This is a genomic window from Porphyromonas cangingivalis (assembly GCF_900638305.1).
Lineage (GTDB): Bacteria > Bacteroidota > Bacteroidia > Bacteroidales > Porphyromonadaceae > Porphyromonas_A > Porphyromonas_A cangingivalis.
Genome location: NZ_LR134506.1, coordinates 1,398,735 through 1,411,847, shown reverse-complemented (window position 1 = coordinate 1,411,847; position 13,113 = coordinate 1,398,735). Strand labels below are relative to the sequence as shown.

At 48.1% G+C, this 13,113-nt stretch carries 11 protein-coding genes and 2 tRNA genes; 10 read left to right on the top strand and 3 right to left on the bottom strand.

Annotation, left to right across the window (positions count from 1 at the left end):
- Positions 1-47: 47 nt before the first annotated feature.
- From EL262_RS05890 to EL262_RS05845, 10 genes are all read left to right on the top strand, one after another.
- Positions 48-1,400, top strand: a complete 1,353-nt coding sequence (locus tag EL262_RS05890) for an aldehyde dehydrogenase family protein (RefSeq protein WP_036844761.1) — start codon at positions 48-50, stop codon at positions 1,398-1,400.
- Between the two features lie 538 nt (positions 1,401-1,938).
- Positions 1,939-2,012 (top strand) — tRNA-Asn (locus EL262_RS05885).
- 59 nt (positions 2,013-2,071) lie between these two features.
- Positions 2,072-2,145 (top strand) — tRNA-Asn (locus EL262_RS05880).
- A gap of 156 nt (positions 2,146-2,301) precedes the next feature.
- Positions 2,302-3,426, top strand: a complete 1,125-nt coding sequence (gene dnaN / locus EL262_RS05875; RefSeq protein WP_025838076.1) for a DNA polymerase III subunit beta — start codon at positions 2,302-2,304, stop codon at positions 3,424-3,426.
- A 12-nt stretch (positions 3,427-3,438) separates the two neighbouring features.
- Positions 3,439-4,242 (top strand): 3'-5' exonuclease, encoded by an 804-nt coding sequence (locus EL262_RS05870; RefSeq protein ID WP_234394711.1) that lies wholly within the window; start codon positions 3,439-3,441, stop codon positions 4,240-4,242.
- Between the two features lie 48 nt (positions 4,243-4,290).
- Positions 4,291-5,502 carry a bifunctional phosphopantothenoylcysteine decarboxylase/phosphopantothenate--cysteine ligase CoaBC gene (coaBC, locus tag EL262_RS05865; protein WP_078735794.1) on the top strand — a complete coding sequence of 404 codons (1,212 nt, stop codon included), beginning with the start codon at positions 4,291-4,293 and terminating at the stop codon, positions 5,500-5,502.
- On the top strand, positions 5,486-6,394 hold the full coding sequence (locus EL262_RS05860) for a type IX secretion component PorD family protein (RefSeq protein WP_025838080.1): 909 nt from the start codon (positions 5,486-5,488) through the stop codon (positions 6,392-6,394). The genes coaBC and EL262_RS05860 overlap by 17 nt, the downstream gene beginning before the upstream one ends.
- Positions 6,391-8,061, top strand: coding sequence for a DNA repair protein RecN (recN, locus tag EL262_RS05855; protein ID WP_078735795.1), 1,671 nt, complete (start codon positions 6,391-6,393; stop codon positions 8,059-8,061). Before EL262_RS05860 ends, recN begins: the two co-directional genes overlap by 4 nt.
- A 12-nt stretch (positions 8,062-8,073) precedes the next feature.
- Positions 8,074-8,811 carry a 23S rRNA (guanosine(2251)-2'-O)-methyltransferase RlmB gene (gene rlmB / locus EL262_RS05850; RefSeq protein WP_078735796.1) on the top strand — a complete coding sequence of 246 codons (738 nt, stop codon included), beginning with the start codon at positions 8,074-8,076 and terminating at the stop codon, positions 8,809-8,811.
- Between the two features lie 63 nt (positions 8,812-8,874).
- The gene (locus EL262_RS05845; protein ID WP_036844731.1) at positions 8,875-9,255 is read left to right on the top strand and encodes a RidA family protein; all 381 of its coding nucleotides are present in this window, start codon (positions 8,875-8,877) and stop codon (positions 9,253-9,255) included.
- A 101-nt stretch (positions 9,256-9,356) separates the two neighbouring features.
- Here EL262_RS05845 and EL262_RS05840 read toward each other — a convergent pair whose 3' ends face one another.
- The 3 genes from EL262_RS05840 to EL262_RS05830 form a co-directional block, all read right to left on the bottom strand.
- Positions 9,357-10,361, bottom strand: a complete 1,005-nt coding sequence (locus EL262_RS05840; protein WP_025838082.1) for a leucine-rich repeat domain-containing protein — start codon at positions 10,359-10,361, stop codon at positions 9,357-9,359.
- A gap of 12 nt (positions 10,362-10,373) precedes the next feature.
- A complete protein-coding gene (locus EL262_RS05835) occupies positions 10,374-10,952 on the bottom strand; it encodes a hypothetical protein (RefSeq protein ID WP_036853578.1) in 579 nt (192 codons plus the stop codon).
- 245 nt (positions 10,953-11,197) lie between these two features.
- The gene (locus EL262_RS05830; protein WP_078735798.1) at positions 11,198-12,595 is read right to left on the bottom strand and encodes a trigger factor; all 1,398 of its coding nucleotides are present in this window, start codon (positions 12,593-12,595) and stop codon (positions 11,198-11,200) included.
- Positions 12,596-13,113: the final 518 nt, after the last annotated feature.

Here is a 13,113-nt window from a genome sequence, read left to right as displayed (position 1 = left end):
TAATATCGTAAAGGAAGAAACCAAATAAATTTCATTTTTAAACTATCATGGAGATAAAAGAAATGGTGGCACGCGCTCGCGTGGCACAGAAAGAGTACGAAGAGAGATTCAACCAAGAAAGAGCTGACCAAGCTGTAAAGATTGCTCTTATGACCATCAACAAGAACGCAGAGATGCTTGCACGTATCGCTGTGGATGAGACTCAGATGGGTGTCTATGAGCACAAGGTCGCAAAGAATCTCGGTAAGTCTAAGGGTGTGTGGTACAACCTTCGCGACAAGAAGTCAATGGGTATCCTTAATATCGACGAACGCACCGGCATGATCGAAGTGGCTAAGCCTATCGGTGTCCTCGCAGGTATCACTCCTATGACCAATCCTATCGTTACTCCGATGTCTAAGATTGCTTTTGCACTCAAGACAAAGAACGCTATCATCATCGCTCCACACCCAAAGGCAAAGGAATGTTCTTCTAAGGCAGTCAACATGATCAAGGAAGCCATTGCTCCCCTTGGTGTACCTGCAGACCTTATCCAAGTGATTGAGGAACCATCTATCGAAAAGACTCAAGAGCTCATGAAGGCTGTCGACGTCATCGTCGCTACAGGTGGTATGCCTATGGTACACTCAGCTTACTCATCAGGTAAGCCATCATTCGGTGTAGGTGCGGGTAACGTTCAGGTCATCCTCGATAGAAACATCAACTACGACGAAGCAGCTGACAAGGTTATCACAGGTCGTGCGTTCGACAATGGTATCATCTGTTCAGGCGAACAATTCTTCGTTTATCCAAAGGAAAACCGCGAAGAAGTGCTCGGCGCATTCTCTCGCCACGGTGCATACATCGTACCTGAAAATGATCGCGAGAAGGTCATCAACGCTATCTTCAGCGATGGTAAGATCGACCGTGATTCAGTAGGTCAGAGCGCAGAGTTCATCGCTAAGAAAGCAGGCATCACAGTACCTGCAGGCACACGTATCCTCGTTGTCGAAGCTAAGGGCATTGCTCACGAAGATATGATCTGTAGAGAAAAGATGTGTCCTGTCATGGGTTGCTTCGGCTACGATCACTTCGAAGAAGGTCTTCAGATGATCAAGGCGAACCTCGACATGGAAGGCAGCGGTCACACTGCAGCGGTTCACTCTAACGACCAAGGCAATATCATCAAGACCGGTGCTGTCATGAGTGTATCACGTGTCGTTGTCAACGCAGTATCTGCAACTACAGCAGGTGGTCACATCCAAAACGGACTTGCAGTGACTAATACACTTGGTTGCGGTACTTGGGGTAACAACTCAATCTCTGAGAACTTCACCTACAAGCACATGCTCAACATCACACGTATCGCTCCACTTAACCCACGTATCGAGATCCCTTCAGACGAAGAAATCTGGAAGTAATATCGATCCGCGGTTAAGCGTTTTAAGATAAATAAGTAGAATGGGGCTGTGTCGGACAAATGGTCTGACACAGCCCCTTCAGTTTTCATTAGGATACTTCCACACATCAGTTCGATATAAGGAAGAGATGTAGTGTGTTGGTTATTATAACGTTTGTTCTTTCCACGCAAGATTTTTAGGAGCTTATATTCCTTTTAGATGTCTTTTTACTTGTGCATGAGTCCCAATGAGTTAGATGTTGGTTTTTCTTTGCGATTATCTTATTATGTATAGTGTGTAAAACGTATTGATTTACATTTGTTTATCTGTTGTCTTGTGTGTTTTCTTAGGTATAACTGACATCAAAAAATAAATCTTGTATTCCTGCTTCATGTCAAATAGTTGTTTTTTTGTGCGTTTGGGAATGTGAAAATATCTGTTGTTGATTTCAGAAAAGCTCAACGTATAAATAAGATTTTCCGAAGAAGGGTGTTGTGTAATTGAAAAGAATATCCTAAATTTGCAGAGCAATTCGGTTCGGTGGATCTGGGTTGACTATTCTTCCTTAGCTCAGTCGGTTAGAGCATCTGACTGTTAATCAGAGGGTCCTTGGTTCAAGTCCAAGAGGAAGAGCAATGGGGTTTCGTGCCACCTCAGCCAAGAGCACAAACAACATATATTCAGATGTATATTCTTCCTTAGCTCAGTCGGTTAGAGCATCTGACTGTTAATCAGAGGGTCCTTGGTTCAAGTCCAAGAGGAAGAGCATCTCGCAGAGAGGGTCTTGCATAATAGTGCAAGACCCTCTCTTTTTTGATGTCTTTTCTGAGGAAATGGCATATTTTTTGTACTTTTACAAGGAAATATATCCCCTCGGGAGGGAGGGTGCACTTAGAAAAAATAACATTAAGACCGATATATTATGAAGTTTAGAATTTCCAGCGACAGTCTGTACGCACATCTATTGCAGATCAGTAAGGTGATAGTCCAAAAGAACTCTGTGCCCATCTTGGACAGTGTCCTCTTCGAACTCAAGGGCGAACAGCTTGTACTCACTGCTTCGGATGGTGAGACGCGTCTCGTCACACGCCTCGATGTGGAGGATACCGATGGCGGACAGATGAGCTTGGCGATAAAGAACAAGATGCTGCTCGATCCACTCAAGGAGATCCCCGGACAGACGATCTCTATGACGGTAGATGAGGAGACCATGCTGGTGAAGGTGGACTATCAGAATGGTACGTTCAGCTTCAAGGCTCAGAGTGGTGAGACCTATCCTGCTGTGGCGGAGCTCAAAGAGGAGCCCGTGACAATCTCCATACCTCAGAATGTCTTCCTCGCAGGTATCGGTTATACGATCAATGCAACAAGCCCTGAGGATGCTCGTCCCATCACGACCGGAATTCATTTCGATGTGAAACCGGAGCATATTACATTTGTGGGGACGGACGGCTTCTTGCTTTCGCTCTACAAGAATACCAATGTGAAGTTGGGCTTGGATACTACGTTCACCTTCCAAAAGAAGCCTGCTCTCCTCCTCAGAGGCTTGCTCGCAAAGGATGAGACTGCTCCGCTCGACTTGAAGATCTATGGTACTCATGCTGTGATCAAGACCGAAAATGTCGACATGGTGTGTCGTCTCATTGAGGGTAAGTATCCCAACTATTTGGCGGTCATCCCTAAGTTCAATCAAAACGAGATCATCGCAGATCGTGTACAGTTCTTGTCTGCACTCAGGAGGGTGTCTATGTTTACGAACCAAGCGTTTAACCTCATTAGCTTCGACATCTCTGCCGAACGCCTCCATCTCAAGGGTAACGATATGGACTTCTCCACAGCAGCCGAAGAGCAATTGCCTATCTCATACACAGGGACACCTCAGTCGGTGTCGTTTCGCTCGACACAGTTGATGGAAATCTTGGGCTACCTCAACAGCGAGAAGATATCTTTCAAGCTTGGAGATAAGGCCACTCCGGGGCTTCTCTCTCCGTTTGAGGTCGAAGATGGTGAAGAGATCACCTCACTTGTGATGCCATTGATGAGCTAAACTTCGTGGGTGATGGAAAGTAGTATGAATGGTAGTGGAGGACCGTTATTGAACCTCCAACGTCCGATCGTATTCTTTGACCTGGAGACAACAGGTGTCGATGCTGTCAAGGATAGGATTGTGGAGATCTCGATGCTTAAGGTCCTACCCGATGGGAGTGAGGAGGAATTCTACTCACTTATCCATCCGGAGATGCATATCCCCGAGTCGAGCAGTGAGGTCCATGGCATCACGGATGAGAAGGTGGCAGATGCTCCCAAGTTTGCAGAGGTGGCAAGAGAGATAGCCGGCTTCATGGAGGGGTGTGACATCGGGGGATACAATTGCAATAAGTTTGATGTCCCCATGCTTGTGGAGGAGTTTTTACGTGCCGATGTGCCTGTGGACTTCAAGAGTCGTAAGATCATCGATGTGCAGGTCATCTTCCACAAGAGAGAGCAACGCACCCTGTCGGCAGCGTATAAGTTCTACTGCGACAAGGATCTGACGAATGCTCATACTGCTGCGGCCGATACCCGTGCGACCTACGAGGTCCTTCGGGGACAACTCGGACGTTATGAAGATCTGCCCAATGACGTTACCGCCCTTGATGAGTACACCTCGTACCACAAGATTGTGGACTTCGCAGGGCGATTGATCTATGACGAGCAGGGGAGAGAGGTGATCAACTTCGGTAAGCATAAGGGTAAGCTCGCGGAGGAGGTACTTCGCATGGAGCCTACTTATTACGATTGGATCATGAGGAGCGACTTCGCTCGTGATACTCAGAGGGAGTTCATGAAGATCAAGATCCGCATGGATCAGAAGAGACGTTGATACGGATTTCGGTGCGTGTGATTCTCTTAAGACTTCTAACAAAACATTATGTCTCTAAAGGATAAAAATATAGTACTCGGCATCTCCGGTAGTATTGCGGCGTACAAGGCTGCGGTACTTGCTCGCCTCCTCATCAAGGGTGGGGCGCGTGTGCAGGTGGTGATGACGCCGGCAGCGAAGGAGTTCATCGCCCCTCTGACCCTTTCTACACTCACGGGGAAGGATGTCATCAGCGAATTTTTCAATGAGCGTTCGGGATCATGGAACAGTCATGTCGATCTCGGTCTGTGGGCGGATGCCATGCTCATCGCTCCTGCTACGGCAGCGACATTGGGCAAGATGGCTCACGGCATAGCGGACAATATGCTCATCACAACCTACCTCTCCAGCCGTGCACAGGTCTTTGTGGCTCCTGCAATGGATTTGGATATGTTTGCTCACCCTTCGACCCACGAGTCGTTGGCTGTGCTTCAGCGTCATGGGGTACGTGTCATCGAGCCCGGCGAGGGCGAACTGGCTTCGCATCTTGTCGGTAAGGGGCGTATGGCAGAGCCGGAAGAGATTGTGGCGGCACTGGAGGCATTCTTTAGTGAACAGAAACCTCTCTCGGGCAAGAAGGTGCTCATGACCTCAGGACCTACGTATGAGAAGATCGATCCTGTGCGTTTTGTCGGTAACTATTCGACAGGTAAGATGGGGTTGGCTCTTGCCGAGGTGTGTGCAGAGGCGGGTGCCCAAGTGGTCTTCATCACCGGACCGGTGCACGACTTACCCAAAGGCAAAGGTATAGATATCATTCGTGTGGAGAGTGCTTTGGAAATGTACGAGGCGTGTCTCAGTCGTAAGGATGATTATGATCTAGGTATCCTTTGTGCAGCCGTGGCAGATTATCGCCCTGTCAAGATGGAGGACTCAAAGATAAAGCGTGAAGAGGTGGGGGCAATGACGTTGGCTCTTGAACCTAATCCCGACATTGCGGCATCATTGGGGCAAGTAAAACAGTCGCACCAGCGTCTCGTGGGCTTTGCCTTGGAGACGGGGACGACTCCCGAGCAGGTGCAGGCAAAAATGAATCGCAAGGGGCTTGACATGATCGTCCTCAACAGTCTCGCAGACAAAGGTGCCGGCTTCGGTACAGAGACGAATAAAGTCTCTATCTTCTCTGCCAAAGGTGGGGTGGAGGACTTCCCTCTCAAGTCGAAGCGTGAGGTGGCACAGGATATCCTTGCTTCAGTCCTTGCTCATGATCTCTTGGGGTGATAAACGTATAGGGTGTCGGGTATTGCTCCTTGTGCTTTTCCTTTGTTGGCAACAAGGAGAGTGCCTTGCGCAGTTTTTTTCGCCCCGTGTCCGAGTAAGTTCGTCTACCGTCGACGAACAATCATCGAGATATTTTGATAAGATCGAGCAACGGCTGACGGATCTGGTATTTGCTTTCGCTCCGGAGGTGTCATGTGCCGCACCCAAACTTCCGATAGACTGCGAGCTCTCTCTCCTCATCAGTGCCGTAAGTGGTGACAGATACACCGGAGACTTGAGGGTGCGTATCCTTCGCCCGGTGTATGGGCAACAAGCACGAAGTATCGTGATGCAAGTGGGTGAAAGAGGGCTGACATTTGACTTCTCTCCCTATGAGCCTTCTCTCGGGCAGAGGGTCGGCGTCCCTGAAGATGCTTTTTTCAGACGGATCTACTATTATCTTCTTGTCGGATCGTGGCTGTACTATGATAGTTTTGGAGATGAAGGTGGCACACCTTTTGTTTCTTACTTGTCAGCGCATACTTCGGACTTCTATGACTTCGGGACCTCCAACGAGATCGCAGACAGAGGCATAGTGCCGGAAGTGTTGTTGCCTCGTTTGAGGGAGAAGTCTGTAGCCCTTTTTCGCGAAGGGTATTATATCTATCATAGGCTTGGGCTGGATCGACAGTATAAGTCTTCGGAGGCTTTTTCGGATGCTTTGTCGTCTACTTTGGATTTGTTTGAGGAGATCAAGAGTGAGGAGCCTGCTCATCCACTTCTGACCCTCTTCGCGGATACAAAGTTGTCGGAGATCCATTCTCTTTTGGACAGCAAGCCTTCACCCCAAAATAGGGCATTGACTTTGCGGCTATCAGAGCTTTTCCCTTCTCATCAACTCACAAACAGATGATACAGCATATACATATAAAGGATTTTGTGCTCATTGATGAATTATCTCTCGATCTCCGCCCTGGATTTTCGTCCATTACGGGTGAGACCGGGGCCGGTAAGTCCATCCTCATTGGTGCCATCGGGCTTGTCTCAGGTAATCGTGCAGATAGTCGTGCTGTGCGTGAGGGCGCAGCCAAAGCGATTATAGAGGTTGTGTGCTCGGTCGAAAATAAGGAGGCTCTAAAGGTGCTCTTTGATGACAATGATCTGGACTTCGGTGAAGTATGTACCCTCCGTAGAGAGATCACATCAGGAGGGAAGAGTCGTGCATTCATCAATGATACCCCCGTCACCACCAACTTAATGAAAGAGGTGGGAGGACATCTTATCGATATCCATTCGCAACATCACAATATGCTCATCGGAGAGCCTGCCTATCAAATGGGTGTCGTCGACACATTGGCGGGTACGGCCGGACTTTTGGAAGAGTATAAGGGGGCTTACTCGGAGTATAAAAGTGCACAGAGGAAGCTCGAAGAGGAGCGTGAACGTATTGAGAAACAACGCAAAGACATAGACTATATTCAGTTTCAGTATCAGCAGTTGGACGAAGCCAAGATCCACCCCAATGAGATCGAAGAGATCGAGGAGCGTCTGGCTCTGGTGCACAATGCTCAAGACATCACGGAGGCACTTTCTACTCTCGTCGGACTTGCCGACCGTGGCAGCATGGAGGCCCCTCTCGATGAGATTGCGATGGTGGCTAAGAAGCTCGGCAAGATCACAGACAGTTATACTCAAGCGGCAGAGATGGCCGAACGCCTGGAAGCCATCCGTATCGAACTTTCCGACCTTACCGCTTTGGGAGCGGATGCCGTCGAGAGTCTTTCGATAGATCACAGTGAGGTAGAGTTGCTCGAACAAAGAGCGGATCTGCTCCAGTCGTTGCTCTTCAAGCACAATCTCAAATCCACTTCCGAACTCATCACTCTTCGTGACGACTACGAGACACAGCTCCAAGGCATAGACGATGCGGATGATCATATCCTTCGTCTTGAAAAAGAAGTCTCCTTGGCCTTCAAGAAAGCAAAGACTCTTGCTGATAAATTAACTCAAAAAAGGCTGAGTGTCTCAGAGACTCTTTTGCCTGAACTCGAGCACCTCATCAAGGAACTGGGTATCTCCGGAGCTACATTTGCCATCGAACTGACACCCGCGGAGTCTCTCTCCTATAACGGTGCAGACAAAATCTCTTTCCTCTTTGCCACCAACAAACAGACATCACTTCGCCCGATAAGGGAGATTGCTTCGGGGGGAGAGATCTCTCGCTTCATGCTGGCCTTGAAGACCATACTTGCTGCCCGTGCTGTCCTGCCCACGGTGATCTTTGATGAGATAGATACCGGTGTCAGCGGAGAAGTCGCCGGGAAGCTCGGTAAGGTGATGCAGACGCTGAGCCGTAACCTTCAAGTCATTACCATCACTCATCTTCCGCAGATCGCAGCACTTGCCGATCACCAATACGTAGTGTCCAAACGAGAAGAAGATACTACCTTTGTGACAACGATTGAGGAGTGCGTGGGAGAAGATCGAGTGACCGAACTTGCCGGGATGCTCTCCGGAGCCCATGTCACTGAGGCTGCGATACAAAATGCACGTGCGCTACTCCTCAACAACAAAAGATAAAGATCAAAAGATATGAAAGATAACGAAATGATATTCGGCATACGAGCAGTCATCGAAGCTCTCGAAGCCGGCGAAGAGATCGATAAGATCTTCCTCAAACGTGAGTCCAACAGCGCACTGATGAACGAACTGACGACAGCCCTCGGTACTCGTCGCGTCCCTATCCGTCGTGTGCCGGTCGAAAAGCTCAACAGACTCACTCGTAAAAATCATCAAGGAGTCATAGCCTACAAGGCTGCTACGACTTATTATCACCTTGATCAGGTCATCCCTGCGCTCTACGAAGCGGGGAGAGATCCTTTCATCGTAATCCTTGATGGCATCACGGATGTGCGTAACTTCGGAGCCATAGCCCGAACTTGTGAGTGTACAGGTGTAGATGCCATCGTCGTATTTGAGCAAAATTCGGTTTCAGTTACGGGTGATGCCATCAAGACTTCTGCCGGAGCACTCTCTCGTATCGCAGTCTGTCGCGAACGCTCCATCGAAGGTGCCATAGGGTATCTCAAGGATTCGGGCGTGCGTCTCGTCGGGGCGACAGAGAAAGCATCGGGGCTTCACTATGACGGCAATTACAAAGGGCCTTTGGCTCTTGTCCTTGGGGCCGAAGACACAGGGCTTTCGCCAGCTTCGCTCACCAAATGTGACGAACTCGTACGTATCCCTTTGTTCGGTGATATAGGCTCACTCAATGTCTCTGTTGCGGCCGGAGTCCTCATTTATGAGGCGGTCAAGCAACGCAGAGATTAATCTTCCCTGAAGTTCACAACAACCAACAATAGTTTTTCATCCCAAATAAAAACAATCATCATTATGAAAGAAATCATCAACACTTCAAATGCTCCTGCAGCGATCGGCCCATACTCACAAGGCGTCAAGGCCGGTAACATGTACTTCTTCTCAGGACAGCTCGGGATCGACCCTAAAACCGGTAACTTCGTTTCGGATACTTGTGTTGAAGCACAGTGCGAACAAGTATTTGCAAACATCAAGGCTCTTCTTACAGAAGCAGGGCTCGACTTCGGTGATGTCATCAAGGCTACCGTTTTCCTTGCAGACATGGGCGACTTCGCCAAGGTAAATGAGATCTATGGCAAGTACTTCACAGCTCCATTTCCTGCCCGCAGTGCAGTGGCAGTGAAGACCCTCCCAAAGAATGGTCTTGTGGAGATCGAAGTGATCGCTTGCAAGTAATCTTCAGGATTAAATCACGAGAGAGGGCAGTATCCCGGTTTGGGGTGCTGCCCTCTTTTTTGCGTTATGAGATCAATCTGTTTTTTTGATGAACCCGGATATCAGAGCTCTGAGAACGCAAATTCCTCCTTGGTGAGTTCTGCCCAACCTTTGGAGATGATGATGGTGCGGTCTGCCGTGTTTGCTCCGGGATTACCTTCGATGCAAAGGATACCGGGGTTATAGGACAGTAAGCCGAAGAGTTTATTCAAGGCTTCCTGTCCCAAGGTATTGTCGGGGATGAATAGGTATGAAATGGGTGCTTCAGGAGAAAACTCGAGACTCGTTAGCGGACAGCCATCACAGCGAAGATAGTTCAGAGTTTTATTGGCCCTCAGATCCAGAGACTGTATCTTTTCTCTCATACAGATGAGCTTTGTGAGAGCCGGATTGTGGCTGAGATCAAGTCGGGTCAATTCGTTGCCTATTACGGTGAGGGTAGTGAGTGCCTTGTTTTTGCTCAGATCTAATTCTGTCAGGCCGGTTTCGCTACATTGCAGGGTCAATAGTTTGGTGTTGTAGGTGAGATCAAGGTTTTTGAACTTGTTGTAGGAGATATTGAGGAACGTTAGGCCATGGATAGGGGTGAGATCGATGTCGGAGAGCCAGTTCCCTTCGCAGTCAAGTGTGTCCAGTCGAGTGTTCGCACTCAGATCAAGACTCTTGATCTGGTTGTACTGGCAGACGAGAGACCGTAACGAGAGTGCCTTAGAGAGATCGACCTCCGTAATCCCTGCACTTGTGCATACAAATGTTGTCACCGGACCGTGGATGGTGATTTTCTGTGCCGCCACGACATATTTGCCTAAGGCCTTCTCATTCTCTTTGCCTTCTGCAGCGTTGGTAGTACCGTTGTAGAACGTTATCAACTCTTCACCCTCATCCTTCGTGTCGTTCGCGTTGAGGTCGATCCATATCTGATTTCGGTCTTCTGAGTCTATGCCCAAGAAGAGCACAGAGCCATCGGATCTGGAAGTCTGGATGGTGATACTTTCGTGAGGTTTCTGAGTGCATGCCGTGATGCTTGTAAGGACAAAAGCACCGAGGGCCGATAAGTACTTCTTCATGTCTGTCTGTCGTTAGATTCCAAATTCTGACATACCCACCATGGCTCCGAATAGCTTGGAGAGTTTTCGTGCATTTTGGTTGAAGGAGTCTATGCTTTCCGGACTGATTTCTTCGTCGGGATCTTCGGAATAGATATATTCGTCCTCCTTGCTCTTATAGTATTTCAAGGTCTCTCCACAACAATCCTCGTGATCATAAGCAAAACAGAGCTCTCCGTTCACGAAAAGATACTCTTGGTATAGAGAATGCATGGGTACGTCCTTTTTCGATACCGTGGCCATGAGAAACTTGTAGGGGGATTTGCTCTCCTCTCCCAAGAGCTCGAAGTAAAGGCGCACATTGAGTTTGGGATAAGGTCCATGGAGGTGTGATAGACTTATGTCGTCAAGGATGAAGACATCATATCGTCTGCCATCGATGTCGATCGGCTCTGGGTGTTCTCTCTCCTTGTCGATCTCTGTGACGAGCCGCCTTGTCGCTTCATAATGCTTGTTGACCTCTTCGATCAGCTTCTTCTGTGCCGGTGTCTGCCCATACAATGCGGCTGAGCAAAAGAGTGACAAAAACAGTGTGAGTAGTCTTATCATCATAATATATTGGGGCCTGAATGGGTGCATAAATACACCGCAATTTACGACAAAATTTTCAAAGCCTTTCCTTTGCTTGACGGCGATTGAGATGAAGGGCTGGAGGTGAAGTGTTTTGGTTTTGAGTCTCCTTTTTCTTTTTTCAAGACATAAAAAGAGGCTGTGTCGAAAAACAACTCTTCGACACAGCCTCTCTATCGTTTTCTTCAGTCATGGGGTGCTCTATGCGTCCCTATGCTGTGTGGTTCTTACTCTGCAGCTTCTGTTTCCGCTTCGGGTATGGGATTAAGCATTGAGTTGAACTCCTCGAATGTCATTGTCTGTTCATCAAGAGTAACATCATCCTTGAGCTTCACAACTACCTTTTGCTCCTTGATAGACTCTCTGATGCGAGTGTAAGTGTTCGCATCCTTGAGCATATTCTTGGTGTACTGGTCGATGAGGTCTTCAGGCATATTGCTCATGCCGTATTGGCGGAACTGCATACGTGTCATTTCCTTTGCGAACTCTTCTACCTCATGAGCTTCGACCTTCACTTCGTACTTCTCCACAAGGGCTTCCATGTATAGATCCACCTTAAGATCTTCGATGAGGCGTGGGAAGATCTCATTGATTTGCTCCTCGGACTGCTCCTTGACGGCATCGGTACTTGTCCACCAAGCCTTGATGGTATCTTCGTGGAGGTTGATGTTTGCGATCTTGTTTGCTCTGATGTATTCCTTGACATCGCTGAGGAGCTTGAAGTTGGAGTCAGCTTCGGTGCGTGTTTCGAGGAATTCCTTGATCTTGGCACGAGCTTCTGTTTCGCTCTTCACTTCACCTTCGCCAAAGACCTTGTCGAAGAATTCTTGGTTCATCTCAGCCTTCTGGTGGTGGTTGATGGTATTGATCTCGAAGCTGAAGTCTACACCTTCGAGGGCAGCTACTTGGTTTTTCTCGATGCCGAGGAGAGAGGCGATCTCAGATTCTTGACCTTCGTAAGCCTTGAATGGAGAGAAGATGACCACGCTGTTGCGAGGAGCCCCGACAAACTTGGCACGCTCTTCTTCGTTCTTGATGTAAGCCGGAAGAATGAACGCTCCATTTTCTCTACGGATACCACCTTCCTTAGGTAGGTCGCCATCGAGTTCGGCGATCGAACCACGTACGACATCTTCGGCAGATACAACATCCGCTTCGACGCGTTCGCCTGCATTTTCGAGAGACTGTTGGAGTGAGTCTTCGATCATCTGCTCGCTTGCTGTAGCCTTGTAGTAAGTGAAGTGGTCGCCCTTGCCGAGGATGTCTGTGATCTCAGGGATGAGGGCCTGATCGAATGTGAAGGTCATGTCCTCAGCCTTCACGATGTCTACCGTTTCAGTGCCGGGAGTGGCGATGGTCTGTCCGATGGTCTTGAGCTTCTCTTCAACGATGAAGTTGTACAGCTTCTCAGAAACAAGGTTTTGCACCTCCTCGATCTTCACGCTATCGCCATACATTTTCTTAACCATGCCCGCAGGTACAGCGCCCTTACGGAAGCCGGGGATGCTGGCATTGCGGCGTATCTTCTTGAGTCCTTTTTCGACTGCTTCTTGATAGTCTTGTTTTGTGAGCTTGAGCTCGATACGAGCGAAATTGTCGTTCTTCTCTACAAATGAGATGTTCATAAGAGTATATTATTGTATGGATTATATTGTTTCTGATCTATTATCTAAATATTTCAAGCAGACAAAATTACACTTTTTGTGTCACATAGCAAAACTTCGCCATCCTAAGGTTGCAGTTGCAGATTCAAGTGTCAAGTGCAAACTTACGGCAATAGGCTGAAGGATGTCTATGCCGGACGTTGATGTATTGATTTTTGCTCGTCTCTGAGTATTGAACATATATTATTGTGTCCTCCTGATACATCATCGGATAGGAGGTTGTTGATCCAATTGGATTGGGCACTTTCCGTCATGCGACAGAGGGTTTTCCGGTATGGGACAGAATGTTTTCTGTCGTCTAATGGAATATTCTCTGTCGTTCTTTTTGTACAAAACGGACTTTCGGTAGCAATCTTCGCAGAGTGCTACCTATAAGTGGTTATTTTTCTCTGTGAGGAATTGAGTCGGGTACTCAAATGAGATGAAAAAGGATTTTTTGAGGGCTCTTTTTGTCTTTCAAGGGTAGGAAACATGGATAA

Bases quoted from the DNA above. Each gene is read 5' to 3' on its own strand.
- EL262_RS05890 (WP_036844761.1), top strand. From the start codon at position 48: ATGGAGATAAAAGAAATGGTGGCACGCGCTCGCGTGGCACAGAAAGAG.
- dnaN (WP_025838076.1), top strand. From the start codon at position 2,302: ATGAAGTTTAGAATTTCCAGCGACAGTCTGTACGCACATCTATTGCAG.
- EL262_RS05870 (WP_234394711.1), top strand. From the start codon at position 3,439: ATGGAAAGTAGTATGAATGGTAGTGGAGGACCGTTATTGAACCTCCAA.
- coaBC (WP_078735794.1), top strand. From the start codon at position 4,291: ATGTCTCTAAAGGATAAAAATATAGTACTCGGCATCTCCGGTAGTATT.
- EL262_RS05860 (WP_025838080.1), top strand. From the start codon at position 5,486: ATGATCTCTTGGGGTGATAAACGTATAGGGTGTCGGGTATTGCTCCTT.
- recN (WP_078735795.1), top strand. From the start codon at position 6,391: ATGATACAGCATATACATATAAAGGATTTTGTGCTCATTGATGAATTA.
- rlmB (WP_078735796.1), top strand. From the start codon at position 8,074: ATGAAAGATAACGAAATGATATTCGGCATACGAGCAGTCATCGAAGCT.
- EL262_RS05845 (WP_036844731.1), top strand. From the start codon at position 8,875: ATGAAAGAAATCATCAACACTTCAAATGCTCCTGCAGCGATCGGCCCA.
- EL262_RS05840 (WP_025838082.1), bottom strand. From the start codon at position 10,361: ATGAAGAAGTACTTATCGGCCCTCGGTGCTTTTGTCCTTACAAGCATC.
- EL262_RS05835 (WP_036853578.1), bottom strand. From the start codon at position 10,952: ATGATGATAAGACTACTCACACTGTTTTTGTCACTCTTTTGCTCAGCC.
- EL262_RS05830 (WP_078735798.1), bottom strand. From the start codon at position 12,595: ATGAACATCTCATTTGTAGAGAAGAACGACAATTTCGCTCGTATCGAG.